The sequence below is a fragment of the Mesorhizobium sp. M4B.F.Ca.ET.058.02.1.1 genome (assembly GCF_003952505.1).
Classification (GTDB): Bacteria; Pseudomonadota; Alphaproteobacteria; order Rhizobiales; family Rhizobiaceae; genus Mesorhizobium.
Genome location: NZ_CP034450.1, coordinates 332,091 through 351,530, shown reverse-complemented (window position 1 = coordinate 351,530; position 19,440 = coordinate 332,091). Strand labels below are relative to the sequence as shown.

16 protein-coding genes, 2 tRNA genes and 1 pseudogene are annotated in these 19,440 nt (G+C 65.1%); 12 read left to right on the top strand and 7 right to left on the bottom strand.

The genetic code is table 11. The features are described 5' to 3' along the window. The first annotated feature begins 42 nt into the window (after window positions 1-42). Complete coding sequence (locus tag EJ073_RS01690) at window positions 43-495, top strand: Lrp/AsnC ligand binding domain-containing protein (RefSeq protein WP_126059055.1); 453 nt, start codon at window positions 43-45, stop codon at window positions 493-495. A 1-nt stretch (window position 496) separates the two neighbouring features. Here EJ073_RS01690 and EJ073_RS01685 read toward each other — a convergent pair whose 3' ends face one another. Continuing rightward, window positions 497-1,705, bottom strand: a complete 1,209-nt coding sequence (locus EJ073_RS01685; protein WP_126054146.1) for a cytochrome c peroxidase — start codon at window positions 1,703-1,705, stop codon at window positions 497-499. 7 nt (window positions 1,706-1,712) lie between these two features. Further along, the gene (locus EJ073_RS01680; RefSeq protein WP_126059054.1) at window positions 1,713-2,156 is read right to left on the bottom strand and encodes a FixH family protein; all 444 of its coding nucleotides are present in this window, start codon (window positions 2,154-2,156) and stop codon (window positions 1,713-1,715) included. A 208-nt stretch (window positions 2,157-2,364) separates the two neighbouring features. On the opposite strand from EJ073_RS01680, the pseudogene EJ073_RS01675 reads away from it, so the two are divergent. Continuing rightward, window positions 2,365-3,284, top strand: a pseudogene (locus EJ073_RS01675) (sugar kinase). Between the two features lie 168 nt (window positions 3,285-3,452). Here the strand turns inward: EJ073_RS01675 and EJ073_RS01670 are convergent. The 3 genes from EJ073_RS01670 to EJ073_RS01660 all read right to left on the bottom strand — a co-directional run bounded on the left by EJ073_RS01670 (window position 3,453) and on the right by EJ073_RS01660 (window position 7,161). Further along, window positions 3,453-4,481, bottom strand: coding sequence for an aldose epimerase family protein (locus EJ073_RS01670; protein ID WP_126054145.1), 1,029 nt, complete (start codon window positions 4,479-4,481; stop codon window positions 3,453-3,455). A gap of 96 nt (window positions 4,482-4,577) precedes the next feature. Further along, complete coding sequence (locus EJ073_RS01665) at window positions 4,578-6,035, bottom strand: NAD-dependent succinate-semialdehyde dehydrogenase (RefSeq protein WP_126054144.1); 1,458 nt, start codon at window positions 6,033-6,035, stop codon at window positions 4,578-4,580. A 175-nt stretch (window positions 6,036-6,210) separates the two neighbouring features. Beyond that, window positions 6,211-7,161, bottom strand: coding sequence for an AEC family transporter (locus EJ073_RS01660; protein WP_126054143.1), 951 nt, complete (start codon window positions 7,159-7,161; stop codon window positions 6,211-6,213). Between the two features lie 142 nt (window positions 7,162-7,303). On the opposite strand from EJ073_RS01660, the gene EJ073_RS01655 reads away from it, so the two are divergent. The 10 genes from EJ073_RS01655 (at window position 7,304) to EJ073_RS01610 (ending at window position 17,864) form a co-directional block, all read left to right on the top strand. After that, complete coding sequence (locus tag EJ073_RS01655) at window positions 7,304-10,315, top strand: caspase domain-containing protein (protein ID WP_126054142.1); 3,012 nt, start codon at window positions 7,304-7,306, stop codon at window positions 10,313-10,315. Between the two features lie 83 nt (window positions 10,316-10,398). Beyond that, the gene (locus EJ073_RS01650) at window positions 10,399-10,947 is read left to right on the top strand and encodes a histidine phosphatase family protein (protein WP_126054141.1); all 549 of its coding nucleotides are present in this window, start codon (window positions 10,399-10,401) and stop codon (window positions 10,945-10,947) included. A gap of 220 nt (window positions 10,948-11,167) precedes the next feature. Then, window positions 11,168-11,241, top strand: a tRNA-OTHER gene (locus EJ073_RS01645). Window positions 11,242-11,243: 2 nt separating this feature from the next. Next, window positions 11,244-11,319, top strand: a tRNA-Arg gene (locus tag EJ073_RS01640). A gap of 449 nt (window positions 11,320-11,768) precedes the next feature. Then, a complete protein-coding gene (locus EJ073_RS01635) occupies window positions 11,769-12,812 on the top strand; it encodes a slipin family protein (protein WP_126054140.1) in 1,044 nt (347 codons plus the stop codon). Between the two features lie 176 nt (window positions 12,813-12,988). Further along, on the top strand, window positions 12,989-13,270 hold the full coding sequence (locus EJ073_RS01630; RefSeq protein ID WP_126054139.1) for an acyl carrier protein: 282 nt from the start codon (window positions 12,989-12,991) through the stop codon (window positions 13,268-13,270). A gap of 55 nt (window positions 13,271-13,325) precedes the next feature. Continuing rightward, window positions 13,326-14,513 (top strand): beta-ketoacyl-ACP synthase, encoded by a 1,188-nt coding sequence (locus EJ073_RS01625; RefSeq protein WP_126054138.1) that lies wholly within the window; start codon window positions 13,326-13,328, stop codon window positions 14,511-14,513. Window positions 14,514-14,533: 20 nt separating this feature from the next. Further along, the gene (locus EJ073_RS01620) at window positions 14,534-15,805 is read left to right on the top strand and encodes a beta-ketoacyl-ACP synthase (protein ID WP_126054137.1); all 1,272 of its coding nucleotides are present in this window, start codon (window positions 14,534-14,536) and stop codon (window positions 15,803-15,805) included. 38 nt (window positions 15,806-15,843) lie between these two features. Then, on the top strand, window positions 15,844-16,869 hold the full coding sequence (locus EJ073_RS01615; protein WP_126054136.1) for a zinc-binding dehydrogenase: 1,026 nt from the start codon (window positions 15,844-15,846) through the stop codon (window positions 16,867-16,869). A gap of 5 nt (window positions 16,870-16,874) precedes the next feature. After that, a complete protein-coding gene (locus EJ073_RS01610) occupies window positions 16,875-17,864 on the top strand; it encodes a lipid A biosynthesis lauroyl acyltransferase (protein WP_126054135.1) in 990 nt (329 codons plus the stop codon). Between the two features lie 137 nt (window positions 17,865-18,001). Here EJ073_RS01610 and EJ073_RS01605 read toward each other — a convergent pair whose 3' ends face one another. Further along, window positions 18,002-18,841: a hypothetical protein gene (locus EJ073_RS01605; RefSeq protein WP_126054134.1), complete on the bottom strand. Its 840-nt coding sequence runs from the start codon at window positions 18,839-18,841 to the stop codon at window positions 18,002-18,004. 158 nt (window positions 18,842-18,999) lie between these two features. Continuing rightward, complete coding sequence (locus tag EJ073_RS01600; protein WP_126054133.1) at window positions 19,000-19,431, bottom strand: L,D-transpeptidase; 432 nt, start codon at window positions 19,429-19,431, stop codon at window positions 19,000-19,002. Window positions 19,432-19,440 lie beyond the last annotated feature (9 nt).

Genomic DNA, 19,440 nt, shown 5'->3' with positions numbered 1-19,440 from the left:
ATGATCTGCCGCGACCTTCTCGCCATTTAGACTGTGAATTCGATCATCGAAGACCAATTGGACCGCATCGACCGCAACATCCTTTCGGCACTGGCGCGCGACGGGCGGCTTTCCATGTCTGAGCTGGCCGGCAAGGTCGGCCTGTCGAAGACGCCGGTGCAGGCGCGCGTCAAGCGCCTGGAGAAGGACGGTTACATCAGGGGTTACCAGGCGATCATCGATCGCGAGCGCATGGGAGAAGGCCATGTCGCGTTCGTCCAGGTGAAATTGTCGGACACCCGCTCGGCCGCGCTCGACGCCTTCAACCGCGCCGTGCAGGCGGTGCCGGAGATCGAGCAATGTCATATGATGGCGTCGAGCTTCGACTATCTGTTGAAGGTCCGCACCACCGACATCGCCGCCTACCGCCGGGTGCTGGGCGAGCGCATTTCGGCGCTTCCCCATGTCGCCCAGACTTCCACCTTCGTGGCGATGGAGACGGTCAAGGACCGCTAGCTCATTCTGACAGCGTCTTCAGGAACGCCACCAGCGCCGCGCGCTCGCGGTCTGAAAGCTCGACGGGGTGGACCTCGGAAACACCTTCGACGCTCGCCGGCGCCTTCGAATAATGCTCGACCACCTCTTCGAGCGACGCAAACTGTCCGGCATGCATGTAGGGCGCGCGCGCAGCGGCGCCTCGGAGCGACGGCGTCTTGTAGGCGCGCACCAGGTCCGGCCCGCCCTTCACCATGAAGCGCAGCTCGCGGCACGCGTTGTCGTCGCCGTCGCGGAACTTGCCTAAGCAGTTGAACGGATCGGCCTCGACCTGCACCACGGCATCGATGCGGCCGCGATCCGGCGGCAGGTCCTTGACCGGCGGCACGCCGGTATTGTGGAAAGAGTTGTCAGTGAAACGCGGGCCATTGTGGCAGGTCACGCAATTAGCCTTGCCGATGAACAGTCTCAGCCCAAGCATCTCTTCGGGCGACAGGGCGTCGTCCCCTTGTGGCTCGGCGCCAGATGCCAGATCGATGGCGAAACGGTCGAAGCGCGTCTGCGGCGGCTCGATCGACCGCTCGAAAGCGCCGATCGCCTTGCCGATATTGGCAAAGACGCGGTTGACGTCCTCGACCTTGCTGACGGGCATGGCGGCCCAGGCCGCCTTCTCCGCATCCGTGCCGAGCGGGCTGGCATTGGCGGGCACAGTGGAGAGATCGGGCAGCGGCCCGAAGATGCGCTCGTAGCGCTCGCCGAAGCGTTTCTTGATGTAATGCGCGAAAGCGGCGCGGTTTCCGCCATGCTCGAGCGGGTTTTCGAGCGGCGTCAACGCCTGCGCCCACAGGCTGTCGCGCCGCCCGTCCCAGAAGAACCAGGGATCGCGCGCCACGCCTGCCAGCGGCATGGTGCGTCGGTTGGTGCGGCCGATGCCGACCGCTTGCGGCAGGTCGTCCTGGAACTGGCGATCGATCTTGTGGCAAGTCGAGCAGGACACGGTGCCGTCGCGGCTCATGCCCTGGTCGAAGAACAGCGTCGAGCCCAGGGCCGCGGCCGCCGGCACATCGGCGAAGCGATTGGTGGTGTCGGGCTTCAGCGGCGGCAGCGTGTTCAGCGCCAGCGAGGCAATGACCTTCTTCTCGGCATCGGAAACCTGCGGCTTGCCGCAGCCGGCAAGCAGCGCCATGGCGACCAGTGCGACGAGAGGCAGGACTCGCAGGAGGCGCCTCATCGACCGCTCACAACACCACGTTGAAGACGACCGTATCTGAACCGGCCGCCGCCGAAATGGCCAAGCGCAGTTGCCACCAGCCGCTCATCGTGAATTTCAGCCCATCGATGCGATAGCGTCCTTCGCCGAGATAGTCGGTCGCCTGCGGGCTGGTCGGCAGGCCGTGATTGTGCTGCGGCATGCCGCCGGAAACGGCAATCGCCGCTCCCTCCACCGGATCGCCCTTGACTGTCTTCAGCGTCAGCAGCCAAGCCTGCAATTCGCCCTGCCGGACCACATCCCGCTCCGGCTGGAAGCTGGCAACGAACAGCCCGTTTGCCGAGGTCTTCGAGCGCGACGTATCGGGGCCCGACGCCGTTTGCGGAGCGGTCAGATAGACGATCGCAAGGACACCTGCCAGCAAGGCGGCCAGACCAAGACCCACGAGAAGATAACGCCATAGGGATGCCAAACCGGTTCCTTTTCCAAAGACAACGTTCCAGCGGGCGGATCGCATCCCGCCGCGACTGTGGGAAACCGCTTCTGACGCAAAAAACCGCAGCCGCCAAGCATGGCGTTGCCCATCGCAAAAAGCTACAGCAGCACCTCGTTGGTTTGTGCATGTCGTCATCCCCAAAACGCTAGACACTTTTGCGCGACATGCACGGGGAGACAGATAGATGGCTGCAAATGGCGTCGCCTCGATCGGCGAGTGCATGCTCGAACTGTCGGGCCAGGCGGGACCGAACTGGCGCATGGGCTTTGCCGGCGACACGTTCAACATGCTGTGGGCGCTGCATGCGCTGAGCGGCGAGCGGCCGGCGACTTATGTCTCGGCCTTCGGCGACGACCCGTTCTCGCAAGGGCAGATCGCCTTCTTCGCCGAAAACGGCATCGGCATCGGCCAAAGCCCTGTCATTCCAGGCGCCCGACCAGGCCTTTACGCCATCACGCTGACCGGCGCCGAACGCGCCTTCACCTACTGGCGCGCCGACGCCGCCGCCAGGCAACTGGCTTCGGACCCTGGCGCCTTGGCAAAAAGCCTTGAAAACCAGGCGCTGGTCTATTTTTCCGGAATCACTTTGGCAATTCTAGAGGAGGCTTCGCGCAAGACATTGCTCAATGCGGTGGCCAAGGCGCGGGCGGCTGGTTCGCGCGTCGCATTCGACCCCAACTACCGGCCGCTGCTCTGGCGCAGCCGCGAGGAGGCGCAAGCGGCAATCACCGAAGCACTTGCCGTCACCGACATCGCGCTGCCGACCTTTCCCGATGAGCAGATGCTGTTTGGCGATGCGACACCACAGGTGACCGCCGGCCGGCTCGGCCGACTTGTCGGCGAGGTCGTCGTCAAGAATGGCGAGGACGCGGCGCTGATCGCCGTCAAGGGTGCCTTCCAGCCGGTTCCGGCCGTGCATGTCGCGACGCCAGTCGATACCACCGGTGCCGGCGATTCCTTCAATGGCGGCTATCTCGCCGCCCGGCTTGCCGGTCATGCCCCGCCGACGCGGCGCTGCGCGCGCATCGCGTTGCCGCCGCGGTCGTGCAGGTGCGCGGCGCCCTGGCGCCATTTGAAACGCTGAGAGCAGCGTTCGGCAACTAGCTAAGGTGTATTGAGACTCAGGTCAGGCCGAGTCGGAGTCGAAGACGGGCGCGAAGCGACCAAAACGGTGGTTTTCGAGAACCGGAGCGGAGCGTACTCGAGTACGTGAGCAGCGGAAGCGCAGAAAACCAGCGTTCGCAGGCCGGCCTCACCTGAATATCGGCACGCTTAAGGTAGCCGGAACCGATATTCCGTCACCTGATGATAGATCTGCCCCGGCCACAGCGTGGCCTGCGGGAAATAGGGCCGGTTCGGCGCGTCCGGCCAGACCTGCGCCTCCAGGCAGAGGCCTGAATAGGCCCTGTACTGACGCCCCTCCAGCCCTGCCGAGGACGGCGCCAGATACTGGCCGGTATAGAGCTGCAGACCGGGTTCCGTGGTCCAGACCTCCATCTCGACGCCCGATGAGGCGCCTTGCGCCCAGGCGGCCTGCTTGAGCGGCCCGTGCGTGGAGGCGAGGCAGAAGTTCAGGTCGTAGGGAAGCTGCTCGCCCTCGCTCTCCATGCGCAATGCCCGCGCCTGGCGGAAGTCGAACGGCGTGTCGTCGACCGGCTTCACCACGCCCGTCGGGATCATCTCCGCATCGACCGGCGTGTAGGCGCCGGCATTGAGCATCAGCCGATGGTCGAGGATATCGCCGGCGCCGCCGTCGTCGAGGTTAAAGTAAGAGTGCTGCGCGAGATTGCACAGCGTCGGCTCCTCGGAGGTCGTGGCGGTCAGTTCGACGCTGAGCGTGCCGGGGATTTTGAGCCGGTAGGTGCAGGTTACGTCGAGCGCGCCGGGAAAGCCCATCGTGCCGTCAGCGTCATGCAAGGTCAGCGTGACGAAATCCCGGCCATGCAGCGAGACCGTCCACGGACGGTGGAAATAGCCTTCCGAGCCGCCATGCAGCGTGTGCTTGTCGAGGAAGTTGCGCTCTGTCTGGTAGCGCTTGCCGGCGATGGTGAAGCGGCCATCGCGGATGCGGTTGGCGAAGCGGCCGACCACGGCGCCGAAGAAGGCCCTGTCGGTCTCATAGGGCTCGAAACGGTCGTAGCCCAGCACCAGCGGCGCGTCGTGGCCGGCAAGCCGCAGATCCTGGACGATGGCGCCAAGCCCGATGATGTTGGCGGTGAGGCCGCCGCCGCGAATGGTGAAACGGCGCACGGGTTCGCCCGCCTGCGTCGTGCCGAAGACTTCGCCGTCCTTCATCGTCATGCCCGAAAGTCAGTTCGTTGATCTGTCGACTCAGCCGGTCCCGGCCGGGTTGGATTATGGGAAAGGCAGGCCTTGCGCCTGCCCTTCCGTTTGCTGTCAGAGGCCGAGGCCGCCGATGCAGACATATTTGGTGTCGAGATAGTCCTCGATACCCTGATGTCCGCCTTCCTTGCCGAGACCGGATTCCTTGACGCCGCCGAACGGCGCTTCCGGTGTGGTGATCAGGCCCTCATTGACACCGACCATGCCGTATTTCAGCCCTTCCATGACGCGGAATGCGCGGCCGAGATCGCCGGTGTAGAAATAGCAGGCGAGGCCGAATTCGGTGTCGTTGGCGAGCGCGATCGCCTCTTCCTCGGTCTCGAACTTGAACACCGGAGCGACCGGGCCGAAGATCTCTTCCTTCATGAAGCGCATCGTCGGCGTGGCATTGGCGATCACCGTCGGCTGGAAGAACGAACCGCCGAGTGCATGGCGCTTGCCGCCGGCCACCACCTTGCCGCCCTTCGACGTGGCGTCGGCGATCAGTTCCTCGACCTTCTCGACCGCCTTGTCGTCGATCAGCGGTCCCTGCTGCACACCCTCTTCAAGGCCGGACCCGACCTTCAGATTGTTGCTTGCCGCGGCCAGCTTCTCGACGAACTTGTCGTAGACGCCGGCCTGCACGAGGAAGCGGTTGGTGCACACGCAGGTCTGGCCGGAATTGCGGTATTTGGCGGTGATGGCGCCGGTGACGGCGCGGTCGATGTCGGCGTCGTCGAAGACGATGAACGGCGCATTGCCGCCGAGCTCCATCGACACTTTCTTGACCGTCACGGACGACTTCTGGATCAGGATCTTGCCGACTTCGGTCGAGCCGGTGAAGGTGATCTTCTTGACCAGCGGGTTGGCGCAGATCTCGTCGCCGATCTCGGCGGCCGAACCGGTCAGGATGTTGATGACGCCCTTGGGGAAGCCGACCTCCTCGGCAAGCGCGCCCCAGGCGAGGCCCGAATACGGCGTCTGCGAGGCCGGCTTGACCACCGCGGTGCAGCCCGCGGCGAGCGCCGGGCCGAGCTTGCGGGCGAGCATCGAGGACGGGAAGTTCCACGGCGTGATGGCGGCGATGACGCCGACCGGCTCCTTGGTCACCAGGATGCGGCGGTCGCCCCAGGGCGACGGCACGATGTCGCCGTAGGTGCGCCGGCCTTCCTCGGCGAACCACAGTATGTAGGCGGCGGCCGAGCCGATCTCGCCCTTCGATTCAAACAGCGACTTGCCCTGCTCTATGGTCAAGAGTTCCGCGAGCACGTCCTGATTGTCCATCATCGCGTCGTGCAGCTTGCGCAAAAGCTTCGAGCGCTCGAGCGCGGTGGTCTTGCGCCAGCTCTTGAAGGCTTCCTCGGCGGCCTCGATGGCGCGGCGCGTCTCGGCCCTGCCGGCCTTCGGCACGGTGCCGATCTTGAGGCCGGTGGCCGGATTGTTGACGTCGACCGTCTGGCCGCTGTCGGCCTGCACCCATTCACCGTTGATGAGATTGGCCTGGCGCATGAAATGGCTGGTTTTCTGAAGCATGGTCTGGCCTCCGTTCGGCGCGCTGATCGGCCGTTTTTCTGGATATCTTCAATGCGCGTGCGCGATGTCCGCACGCTGGAGCCACTGCTCTTAACCTAGGGAAAGGCCGGCAAGCAATCGCAAGATGGCATATAGGGGTTGGACCAGCAAAGGCGAGAGTTGGCCGGCCGCTCCCCTATCCGAAGACGTGGAGAACCACCGTCAGCCAGAAGGACGTGGTCACCACCGCGCTCGCCGTCGCGATGGTTATCTGGTTCGACGCCAGCGCCTGGCCGGTGTTGAACTGGACGGCGATCAGGTAGGAATTGATGCCCGAGGGCAGAGCCGCCGCCACCACCGCCACCTTGGCCGTCAGCGGCGGCAGGCCAAGCACCCAGACCAGGCCAAGCACTAGCCCCGGCATCAGGAACAGTTTCAGCGCCGACAGCGCCAGCGCCGGCCGGATGTTGCCGGAGATGCCGAAGCGGCGCAGGCTGAGCCCCATGGCGAACAGCGCCACCGGCCCGGCGGTATCCGCCAGGGCATCGACCACACGCGAGACGAGCTCCGGCAGCGGCGCGCCGCTCAGGCGGAAGGCAAGTCCGGCGAGTATGCCGATGATCAGCGGATTGAGGAACAGCCGCCTGAGGAAGCTGGTGACGACACGCAGCGGATGCGCGGGCTCGCCGGCGCCGCGGCCGAACATCTCGAACAGGACGATCGAGGCCATCATCGTGACCGGCAGGTGGACGGAGACCAGCAGCGACAGGACCTCGAAGCCGCTCGGTCCGAATATGCCGAGGATGAAGGGCGCGCCGAGCAGGACGATGTTGGAATAGCCAGACGACACGCCGCCGACGATGCCCGTGCGCGAATCCCTGCCGAAGACCCGCGTGGTGACGAGATGCCCCACCGCCCAGGTGATCGCGACCGCCGTGAAATAGGCGCCCCACAGCGACCATGGCGCCACGCCGTGGAAGTCGGACTTCACCATCGTTTGGAACAGAAGCAGCGGCATCGCCACGTTGATGGCGAATTCGGAGATGCCCTCGCCGCTCGCCGGCTTCAGATAGCCGGTGAAGCCGGCAAGGTAGCCGAGCGCGACGAGGCTGAAGACGAAGAGGACGGTTTCGGTGAGCGGAGACATTTTTCCCGTGATAGGCGAGCCCCGTTTGCAACGCAATCGCGCCGGCCGAGGAAGGCCCACCCGCTTCCTGCCCCCGCCCGAATTGATCAAGGTCGGCTGGCAGCGTTATAGAGGCTTGGGATCGTCAGGGGATACGCGGCGAATGGGTCTGGTCGAGGGCTCGAACCATCACCTTTCGGCAAGGGCATGCCTGACGGTTTTCGTCGCCGGCTTGCTCTGCCTTGTCGCGACGCTGGCCAAAGGCGCGGAGAACCTCAAGGGCGTCGCCCTCATCGTCGGCCAATCGGCGTACGAGCACATCGCCACCCTGCCAAACCCGGCCAATGACGCCCGCGACATGGCCAAGATGCTGACCGACCTCGGCTTCGATGCCCGCAGCGTCACCGATCGCGATGCCGCGAAACTGAAGCGCGACCTTGAGCGCTTCGTCGAGGATGCCGAAGGCGCCGATGTCGCCTTCATCTATTATTCCGGTCACGGCATCGAGGCCGGCGGCGTGAACTACCTGGTCCCGGTCGATGCCGATATGTCCTCGCTGAAGGACGCCGACAATGCGCTGGTGCCGATCTCCGCCGTCATGGACGATCTGAAGAAGACGGTGCCGGTGACGATCATGCTGCTCGATGCCTGCCGCACCAATCCGTTCCCGCCCGGCGCGGAGTTGCGCCGCGCGCCGACCGCCTCGGCCTCGCCGATCGGCGCCGGCGGGCTGGAACCGTTGCGCGGCGCCAAGGCGCTCGGCAGCGCGCCGGCGACGGAAAACCTCGGAACCGTGGTCGGCTTCGCCGCCGAGCCGGGACGCCCGGCGCTCGATGGCGCCGCCGGCGAGAACAGCCCCTATGCGGCGGCGCTGCTGCGCCACCTCGCCGCGATGAAGGGCACCGAATTCGGATCGGTCATGCGCATGGTGACCGAGGAGGTCTATCTCGACACCAAGGCGCGGCAGCGACCCTGGGTCAATGAAAGCCTGCGCAGATTGCTCTATTTCGGCGTCGCGCCGCAGGAGCCGACCGGCGATGACGGGCTGATCACCGGCGAGCGGCGGCAACTGCTTTTGACCATCGCCGACCTGCCCGATCCGAAGCGCTCGCAAGTGGAACTGGCTTCGCAGCAGGACGGCGTGCCGCTCGACGCGCTCTATGGCGTGCTCAAGGCGCTGGGCACGGAGAAGATACCAGAGGATCCAACGGACCTGGAAAAGCTCCTCGATGCCCAGGCCGAGCGGCTGAAGAAGATGCTGTCAGAGCGCGACGCGCTCAGCACCGACGACCCCGAGATCAAGCGCCTCGTCGCCTCGGCCGACAAGGCGATCGGCCAGGGCGCCATCGTCAGTGCGCGAAAGTTCCTCGACGAGGCGGTGGCCCGGGTCGAGCAGACCAGCGGCGCCGTCGACCAGGCGGAGGAACTGGTCAAGCAGAAGCGGCTCGCAGACGCCGCCATCTATGCCAGGCGCGCCGACTCCTCCGCCCTGGTCTTCGACTACAAATCGGCGGCGAGCGACTACGGCAAGGCCCTCGCGCTAGTCGAGAAATGGGACGACAAGCTGCGCTGGAACTACAAGAACCAGGAGGCCGAGGCGCTCAACGCCCACGGTGCCGCCACCGGCGACAAACAGGCGCTGCAACAGGCCATCGACGCCTACCGGATAATCCTGAACTTCATTCCCAACGGCGAACAGAACCGCGACTGGGCGATCACCCGCAACAACATGGCGGTGGTGCTGCAGACGATCGGCGAACGCGAGACCGACACGACCAGGCTTGAAGCGGCAGCCCAGATCTTCCGTGACTCGCTTGCCGTCTTCGAGCGCGAGAAGGACGATCTCAATTGGGCCGCGGCCCAGAACAATCTCGCCAATGTGCTGTTGAAGATCGGCGAGCGCGAGAGCGACCCCAAGCACTTGAACGAGGCGGTTGCCGCCATGCGCGCGACGCTGGTGAAGCGCCCGCGCGAGAAAGTGCCGCTCGACTGGGCGGCCTCGCAGAACAATCTCGGCCTGGCGCTCTATGCGCTCTCGGAGCGGGAGCCCGGCGGTGAACGCCTCACCGAGGCCGAGGCCGCCTATCGGCTGGCGCTGCAGGAATATACGCGCGAGAAGTCGCCGGCGCAGTGGGCGATGGTTGAGAACAATCTCGGCAACACGCTGGTGTCGCTGGGCACGCAGCGCAACGATCAGGCGAAGATCACCGAGGCGGCCGCGGCCTTCCGCGCCGCGCTCGAGATCCGCACGCGCGAGACCTTCCCGGTTTCCTGGGCGACCAGCCGGCTCAATCTCGGCAACGCGCTGAGCAGCGCCGCCCGCTTCGATCTCGGCACTGGCGAGCTCGAAGAAGCGGCGACGGCCTATGGCGATGCGCTGACCGTCTTCACCCGCAAGCGTTTCCCGATGGACTGGGCTTCCACCCAGAACAATCTCGGCTCGGTCTACCAGACGCTCGGCCAGCGCGCCCGCGATCCGGCGAGACTGGAGCAGTCGGTTGCCGCCTTCCGGGCGGCGCGGCGCATCTACACCAGGCGCGCCTTTCCGCTCGACTGGGCGATGACCGCCTACAATCTCGGCAACACGCTGCAATTGCTCGGCGGCCTGTCCGACAAGCCGGAACACTACAGGGATGCGGCGATGGCCTATCGCGACGCGTTGCGAGAATACAAGCGCGAGACGACGCCGCGGCAATGGGCGCTGGCCCAGGCCGGCCTCGGCTCGGCGCTGCATTGGCTGAGCATGGCCGAAGGCGATACCAAGTCCCTGGCCGAGTCGGTCGCCGCGCGCCGGGCCGCGCTCGAGGTGCAGACCTTCGAAACCGCGCCCGTCGACTGGGCAAACGCGCAGAACGGCATCGGCATGAGCCTGCTCAATCTCGGCACGCTCGAACGCAGCGGCAAATATCTGGACGAGGCCGAAGCCGCCTTCCAGGCGACACTCAAGGTGTTCACCCGTGAGAGCCAACCGCTGCAATGGGCCTTCGCTCAGAACAATCTCGGCGACGTCCATTGGAACCGCGCCAGCCAAGGCGGCGGCGACGCCGAATATATGAAAGCGATCGAGTTCTTCGAGAACGCCAAGCAGGGTTTTGCCGAAGCCGGCTACACCATCCCGATCCCGCTCACCGACAAGAAGATCGAGCTGGTGAAGCAGCAACTAGCGAAGAAATAGCCCGTGCTTGTCTTTCAGCCGGCTTTGCGGTCCCTATATGCGCACACCGCCGTCATCGCCGGTGGACGCAAGAAGGATGGCCGATGGTTCGATTTCTGCTGGCGCTGATGCTGCTCGTCGCCCCAGCCGCGGCGCATGCGACGGATGCCGGCTGGGCACTGTTGCGTGACGGCGGCCATATCGTGCTGCTGCGCCATGCCATGGTCACCGGCACCGCCGATCCAGCCAATTTCGACATCGCCCAATGCCCGACCCAGCTCAACCTCTCGGCGCGCGGCCAGCAACAGGCAAGCCGGATCGGCGCTTTATTCGCTGCCCGTGCCGCGCCCATCGAGCGCGTGCTCTCCAGCCGTTACTGCCGCTGCCTCGACACCGCCCGCATCGCTTTCGAGGCTGAGCCGGAGCCCTTCGCGCCGCTCGACCTCCTGAAGACCGACCCTGCGGAAAAGGCCGCGCAGCTCGCGGCAATCATGGCCGAGATCCGCGGCTATTCCGGTTCCGACAATCTGGTGCTGGTCACCCATCTGGAGAACATCGTGGCGCTGACCGGCGTCACGCCCCGCGAAGGCGAGGCGGTGGTCGTCGAGCCGCAGGGCGACGGCCTCAAAGTGCTTGGCCGCGTCACCTTCTGACGAGGCCGCGATCGGCGGCGGCATCTGTTGCCGAAATGCCACTACCGAAAGAAGCCGCAAATCCGCCGCGACAATGCCGCTTGCGACAACCCGTCGCAGGGTCTATAGGCGCGCTCCCGGTCACGAAAACCGAAGCGAGCACAACGGTTGGAGCTTTTGCCTCCGCCCGCGCAGGCGGCTCTGCCGCCCTGTGTACGGCGCCGTTTCGGAGGTTGGGATCGCGGATGTAGCTCAGGGGGAGAGCACCGGATTTGGGTCCGGAGGTCGCAGGTTCGAATCCTGCTGTCTGCACCACGGATAGCTCAGTTGGGTAGAGCATCAGATCGCGAATCTGACGGTCGAAGGTTCGAATCCTTCTCCATTGGCCTTCCAAGCCAAGCCACCCTGTCACGGTGTTATTCGGAAAAATCGGTCCGGGGACCGGAATGCGAAAGACCTGACGGACGGCCTAGGCCTTCGGCCAAGGCCGCATCGAAAGGTCCGACGCCATCGGCTCGCGGCCAGGCCCGCGGTGACGATCAAGGCGCAGTGTCGCCGGCAAGGGAGGCCAAGGCCTCCGGCGCCCGCTTCGCTGTCTCGCGATCCGCTCCCGACGGCCCGCTGCCTGGCGATGCCACCGGTCTCCGGATCATTCGTGCCGGGAAAGGAACCGAGAAACGAAAAGGATGATCGACGCATGAGTTGACGCCTCGCATGGGGCCATGCCCGACAGGAGTGAAGACAATGACCATTCTCGACAAGGTTCTTGGGCGCGAGCGCGTCCTTGTTAAGGAAAACGAACGGGCCGTCACCCTCTACAAGGGGAGATCAAGGCTGTCCTGATGCCGGGCGAGCATTGGCTTGCCAACCGGCGCGGGCGCCTTGAAGTGTCCCGGCACGATCTGAAGAACCCGGAATTCGTTTCGGCCTACGAGAAGGCGCTGTTCGACAAGCTCCCGGAGGTGGCCGCGCGTCATTTCACCGTCGTTCGCACCGGGCGTACGGATGTCGCCGTCATCGAGCGTGACGGCAACCTCCATGCCGTCCTGGCGCCGGATCGCAAGCTCGTGCTGTGGACGGATGCCGGCCCGTGGAAGGTAACGCTGGTCGACACGTCGGCCGATCTTGCGATCGATCCGGCTCTCATGCGCCGGCTCGGCCAGGCCCGCAAGACGGAACTGATGTCCGTTCACCCGGTGGTCGACGGTCAGGCCGGACTGCTGTTCGTCGACGGGGCGCTGGCGCGGACGCTTGCCGCCGGCGTGCACGGCTTCTGGAACGTCGGGCGCATGGTGCAGATGAAGGTCGTCGACCTCAAGCGCCAGTCGCTCGACGTCGCCGGGCAGGAAGTGCTGACCAAGGATCGCGTCACGATCCGCGTCAACATCGCCGCCGAATACCGGGTCCTCGATCCGGTCAAGGCGGTGAGCGCGGTGAAGGACTTCTCTGAAGCCCTCTACCGCGCCCTGCAGTACGCGTTCCGCAAGACGCTTGGCGCGCTGACGCTCGACCAGATTCTTGAAAAGAAGGTGACGGTCGACGAGGAGGCGGCGGCCAAGGTCCGCGCCGACATGGCCGAGATCGGGGTCGAGGTCAGCGATATCGCGCTCAAGGATGTCATCCTGCCGGGCGAGATGCGCGAGATCCTCAACCAGGTGGTTTCGGCCGAGAAGCAGGCCGAGGCCAACGTCATCCGCCGCCGCGAGGAGACGAACGCCACGCGTTCGCTCCTCAACACGGCCAAGGTGATGGCCGAGAACCCGGTGATGCTGCGGCTGAAGGAGCTCGAGGCTCTGGAGGCCATCGCCGGCAAGGTCGAGCGGCTGACCGTCCACAACGGGACGGGCGGGCTGCTGAACGACCTGGTCAAGCTCCGCGACAGCTGAGCTGACGTAGCGTCAACGGGAAGGGCCGCCAGCAATCCGGCGGCCCTTCTTGCGTTTCGAAAGCCAGCATCCCATCTGCACCGGGCTTATCAGCCCTTTTCCTGCCCGGAAAAACCGATTAGACAGCGCCCAAACAAGATGCGGACAGATTCCGCCCGCAACCGAAGGAAGAGCCCTTGTCCACCACGTTCGACAAAGTCGCCAAGATCATTGCCGACACCAGCGAGATCGATATCGAGACGATCACCCCCGAAAGCCACACCATCGACGATCTCGGCATCGACAGCCTCGATTTCCTCGACATCGTCTTTGCCATCGATAAGGAATTCGGCATCAAGGTGCCGCTGGAGAAGTGGACGCAGGAGGTCAATGACGGCAAGGCCTCGACCGACGACTACTTCGTCATGAAGAACCTGTGCGCCAAGATCGACGCGCTGGTCGCGGCCAAGAACGCCTGAGGCGGTTCGGGCGCGGCCTTGACGTGCCCTGCCCGCTGACCCAAAACAGCCGCCCATGAGCCCCCACGACGTCGTCATCACCGGTATCGGCCTTGTCTCCTCGCTGGGAGAGGGTCCGGATGCCCACTGGCAGAAACTCGCCCAGCCCGGCCTCGAGCCGGTGCTCGATGCCGCGCGCTTTGCGCCCTACACCATTCATCCGCTGCCGGAGGTCGACTGGAACCTGCAGATCGCCAAGCGCGGCGACCAGCGGCAGATGGAGACCTGGCAGCGGCTCGGCACCTATGCCGCGGGTCTGGCGCTGGACGATGCCGGCATCAAGGGCAATGACGAGCTCTGCGCGACCATGGACATGGTGGTGGCGGCCGGCGGCGGCGAGCGCGACGAGGCGGTCGACGCCGCGATCCTCGCCGCTTCCGAAAGCCGCAACGACCGCGACGTGCTGCTCAACGAGAAGCTGACCACCGAACTGCGCCCGACGCTGTTCCTCGCCCAGTTGTCCAATCTTCTGGCCGGCAACATCTCGATTGTCCACAAGGTCACCGGTTCCTCCCGCACCTTCATGGGCGAGGAAGGCGCCGGCGTCGCCGCCGTCGAGACGGCCGCCGCGCGCATCCGCTCGGGACAGTCGACGCATGTGCTGGTCGGCGGCGCCTTCCAGACCGAACATTCCGACATGCTGCTCGGCTATGAACTCGCCGGCTACCTGCATCGTGGCAACTGGAAGCCTGTCTGGCAAAGGCAGGACGGCGAAGGCGGCGGCGTGGTGACCGGATCCGGCGGCGCCTTCCTGGTGCTGGAGCAGCGCGAGCACGCGACGAGCCGGGGGCGCAAAATCTACGCCGAGCTCGGCCCCATCGTGTCCGGCCGCGCCAAGCGGCGCAACGGCGGGCTCGATGCCGAGATCGCGACCCTGCTCGAGCAGGCGGCGCTGCCGAATGGCGAACTGCTGGCGATCTCGGGCGCTTCCGGCGCCCACCTCGCTACCGCCGCCGAAAAAGCCGCGTTCGACGCCAATGCGGCCATCGCGGCACGCGCCTTCTCGACGTTGACCGGCCATATGAAGGAGGCGCAGTTCCCCTTCGCCGTGGCGCTGGCGGCACTCGCCGTCGAGCGTAAGGCCGGCTATCCCGCTTTCGATGCCGCGACCGAGAAGCCGTTTGCCGGCATTCCCACGACCGTGCTTGCAACGGCGATCGGCTATCACCAATTCGAGGGCATGGGGCTGATCAAGGCGGCCTAAGTGACCACCAGGGACAAAGCATGGCCAATCTGAATGACCACATGGGCAGGCCGATCGTCGCCGTCACCGGCATCGGCGTGGTGACGTCGTTGGGCGTCGGCAAGGCCGACAATTGGGCGGCGCTGACCTCCGGCAAGTCCGGCATCCACCCGATCACCCGCTTTCCGGTCGATCATCTGAACACCCGCATCTCCGGCATGGTCGACTTCCTGCCGTCGAGCTCCAAGGGCGCCAGCCCCCTCACCTACGAGTTGGCCGAGACCGCGGCGCAGGAAGCGGTGGCGGAAGCCGGTCTTGACAGCGGCGATTTCAGCGGACCGCTTTTCCTTGCTTCGCCGCCCGTCGAGCTCGACTGGGCCGACCGTTTCTCGCTCTACAATTCCGACAAGCAGGATGCCGGCGCCGAGAGGCTGCTGCGCGTGGCGCGCGCGCTGAAGGAGCTCGACATCTTCGAGACCACCCAGTTCGGTTCGATCGCCGACCGGCTGGCCGACCGTTTCGGCACGCGCGGCCTGCCGATCACGCTGTCGACCGCCTGCGCTTCCGGCGCCACCGCCATCCAGCTCGGCGTCGAGGCGATCCGCCGCGGCGAATGCGACAAGGCGCTGTCGATCGGCGCCGATGGCTCGGCGACCGCCGAGGCGTTGATCCGCTTCTCGCTGTTGTCGGCGCTCTCCACTCACAACGATATTCCGGAAAAGGCGTCGAAGCCTTTTTCCAAGGATCGCGACGGCTTTGTGCTGGCCGAAGGCTCCGGCGCGCTGGTGCTGGAATCGCTGGAAGCTGCTCTTGCCCGCGGCGCCCCTATCCTCGGCATCATGCGCGGCTGCGGCGAAAAGGCCGACGATTTCCACCGCACCCGCTCCAAGCCAGACGGTTCGCCGGCGATCGCGGCGGTGCGCGCCGCGCTTGCCGATGCCGGCCTGAGCGAGGACGAGATTGACTACGTCAACGCGCATGGCACCTCGACGCCGGAAAACGACAAGATGGAGCATCTGTCGCTGTCGACCGTGTTCGGCGGGCGGATCGGCTCGATGCCGATCTCGTCCAACAAGTCGATGATCGGCCACACCCTGTCGGCAGCCGGCGCGGTCGAGGCCGCTTTCTCGCTGATGACGATGCGCGAAAGCGTCATCCCGCCGACCATCAACTACGACAATCCCGACCCGGCGATCGTGCTCGACGTGGTGCCCAACAAGAAGCGTAATGCCGAGGTGGGCACCGTTTTGTCGAACTCCTTCGGCTTCGGCGGCCAGAACACGTGCCTTGTCATGGCGAGGGAACCGGTCTAAGCGGACGTTTTCCCGCTTTTGACGAACTGACAGGCCCCATGCGCGCATTGCAACTTATCGAGGACCGCCGTCTTGAAACGGTGGACCTGCCGCCTCCCCCGCCGCCTTCGCTTGGCGAAGTGACGCTGCGCATCAAGGCGGTGGCGCTGAACCATATCGACGTCTGGGGCTGGCGCGGCATGGCCTTCGCCAAGCGTAAGCTGCCGCTGGTCGTCGGCGCCGAGGCGTCGGGCGAGGTCGACGCCGTCGGCCCCGGCGTCTCCAGCCTCCTGCCGGGGCAATTGGTGTCGATCTATGGCGCGCGCACGTGCGGCCTTTGCCGTGCATGCCGCGAAGGACGCGACAATCTTTGCGAGCACGTCTCCGGCGTTCATGGCTTCCACCTCGACGGCTTCGCGCAAGAGAAGATCAATCTGCCGGCCCGCCTGCTGGTCCCCGCCCCGCCCGGCGTCACCGAGATCGGCGCGGCGGTCGCGCCTGTTACTTTCGGCACGGTCGAGCACATGCTGTTCGACAATGCGAAACTCGAGCCCGGCGAGACGATCCTCGTCCATGCCGGCGGCTCCGGCATCGGCACCGCCGCGATCCAGTTGGCGAAGAAGATGGGTTGCACCGTCATCACCACGGTCGGCTCGAACGACAAGATCGACAAGGCCAAGGCGTTGGGGGCCGACCATGTCATCAACTACCGCGAGGACCGTTTCGAAGGCGTCGTGCGCAAGCTGACCAAGAAGAAGGGCGTCGACGTCGTCTTCGAGCATGTCGGCGCCGACACCTTCGCCGGCTCGATGCTGTGCCTGAAGCGCGGCGGCCGCCTGGTCACATGCGGCTCCACCTCCGGCGTGTCGACACAGGTCAATCTGATGCAGCTCTTCCAGCAGCAGCTGAAGCTGCTCGGCTCCTTCGGCTGCCGCATGGAGAACATGGCCGATGCGATGCAGAAGATGGCGGCCGGCCTCGTCGCTCCCGTCATCGACACCGAGGTCGGCTTCGACGACATCGACGCGGCGCTGAAGCGCATGGAAGGCCGCGACGTGTTCGGCAAGATCATCCTGCGCGTCTAAGGCAAATGGTCGGTAAGGTGCTCAAGAAAGCCCGCCGGGACTTCATGTTCCGCTACGGCCGGCGGCTGCGCCAGATGGAGCACTGGCTGGTGGCGCGCCTGGCCATGGCGATGATCTCGCTGCTGCGGCTCCTGCCGCCGGACAAGGCGCTCAACTTCGCCGACCGCGTCGCCCGCCGCATCGGCCCGCTGGTCGGACGTCATCGGGTCGCGGTCAACAATCTGCGGCGCGCCTATCCCGCAAAGAGCGACGCCGAGATCGAGGCCATCGCGCTGGACATGTGGGGCAACATGGCCCGCCTCGCGGCCGAGTATATCTTCCTCGATGCGCTGTTCGATTTCGATCCGAATGCGACGAAGCCGGGCCGGGTCGAGGTGCGCGGTGTCGAGCATTTCGCCGAGATCGCCGGCGAGAAGAAGCCGCATATCCTGTTTACCGGCCATCTCGGCAATTTCGAGCTGCTGCCCGTGGCCGCGGCCACCTTCGGCATGAACATCACCGCGCTGTTTCGCCCGCCCAATAATCCCTATCTCGCCGATTACATCCACTCGACGCGCCGCTCGACCATGGGAGGCTTGCTGCCCTCCTCGACCGGCGCTTCCTTCGCGCTTGCCGCCATCCTGGAGAACGGCGGCAATATCGGCGTGCTCGTCGACCAGAAATTCTCCAGCGGACTGGAGACGACCTTCTTCGGCCGCCCTTGCCAGAGCAATCCGGTACTGGGCATGCTCGCCCGCCACTACGACTGCGACGTCTATCCGGCACGCTGCGTCCGGCTGCCGGACAACCGTTTCCGCCTCGAGATCGAGGACAAGCTGACCTTGCCGCGCACAGAGAGCGGCAGTGTCGACGTCCACGCCACCACCCAGCTTCTCGCCGACGTCGTCGAGCGCTGGGTGCGCGAGGATCCCGGCCAGTGGATGTGGTTCCACAAAAGGTGGGAGATGAGCGGCCGCCGCCGCAGCCGGCGTGGGCAGGCGAAAGTAGTCAGCTGAGCGCACCCAGGGTCGGTTTCCCAGCGCGGTCTGCACTGCCTGAAGGTTTTCCGGAAATCGAGGACTGAGGCCACCAGCAAAGAAAAGCCGCGAAGATTGCTCTTCGCGGCTTTGATGTAGCTCTTGCTTACCTGACCCTAGAGGAACGGCACGGTAAAATTCGACCGGTACGTATCCATGGTAGCGCCGTTGCGGTCCTCCGACAGCAGCGTATCCGAGCCGAAGCTCGCCCGCAGGCCGATCACATATTTGTGGACGTTCACGCTGCCCGGACCTTCGGAGAAAGTCAGATGATCCAACTGGTAGCGTCCGAAGACGGACCACGGCGTACCTGTGAAACGGTAGGTGGCCTGCAGAGCCGCCGAGACGGTGTCGAAGTGCGCGCCGTCCGCCGAAAGTCTCGCGAAGCCAAGTTCGCCGTCGAAGCGAAGGTTGTCCTGGGCGAAGTAGCGCACCACGCCGCGGCCACCCCAATTGTCGAGATGCTCGGATTCACCGGAGGCCCGCAACTGGCCGTAGTAGACTTGTCCGTAGACGGTCACGTTGCCGAAATAGGCTTGAGCTTCAGGGCCGACCGAGAAGGAGTATAGATCGGCACCGCCGAAATCTTCGCCGCCATATCCCGTGATCGTAGCGAAACCGCCGAGCGCATAGGCGCTCGGATCGCGCCAGTAGCCATGGATTGCGCCGCCGTAGCTGTAGATGTTCGTACCCTCGACCCACAGCGAATCGATCACCGCGTCGGTCTGGATGTTCCAGCGAGCGTCGATCGGAAAATTGACCCGGGCGGCGCCGCCGGCGGTCGTGCCGTCTGCATCGTCCCCGGGGGTCGCGAAGTAGAGACCGCCGAGATATACCTCGCCGTAGCCTGAAATATGCGGCTGGGCGAGTTCCTGGTCCAGGACGACGGGCGCGTCGGCAGCGAAGGTGGAAGTAGCGGTTACGGCAATCGCCGCGCTCAAAACAAGTCGATACATTGTAATCCCCAAGCATCAAAAAGTAACGTTGCGATACCTACCACCGCCAAAGATTTACGCAATCGACGCCGGCACCGGAAACCGTGCCTCGATGCGAGTTCCGGTTGCAGTGCGGCATTGCTGCAACGCTTTTGGCGCCGAAAGGCAATCGCGCGAGGTCAGTCGGTGACGACGATGCGCGTGTTGCCGTAGCCCGCTTCGCGCACCATCGAATAGAAGGTCGCGGCGTTGGCGGTGTGCAGGCGCACGCAGCCATGCGAGGCCGGACGCCCGAGATACTTCACCGCGCCGGTGCCGTGGATGGCGTAGCCGCCACGGAAGAACACTGAGTATGGCATCGGCGACATCTCGTATTTGCGCGAATACCACATCCGGGCCGTCCACTGCGGGCGGTAGCTGCCGCGCGGCGTGAAGTAACCCTTGCGGGCGGTGGACACGCTCCAGCGGTACAGCACCTGGCCGTATCTGCTGACGGTCATCGTTTGTGAGGATACATCGATATTGGCCACCAGGGCGGCAGCCTTGCCTGCGACCGAGGTGCCGAACAGCGCGGTCGCCAGTATCGTTGCCATGAGAACAGTCTTTTTCATGCGATCAAA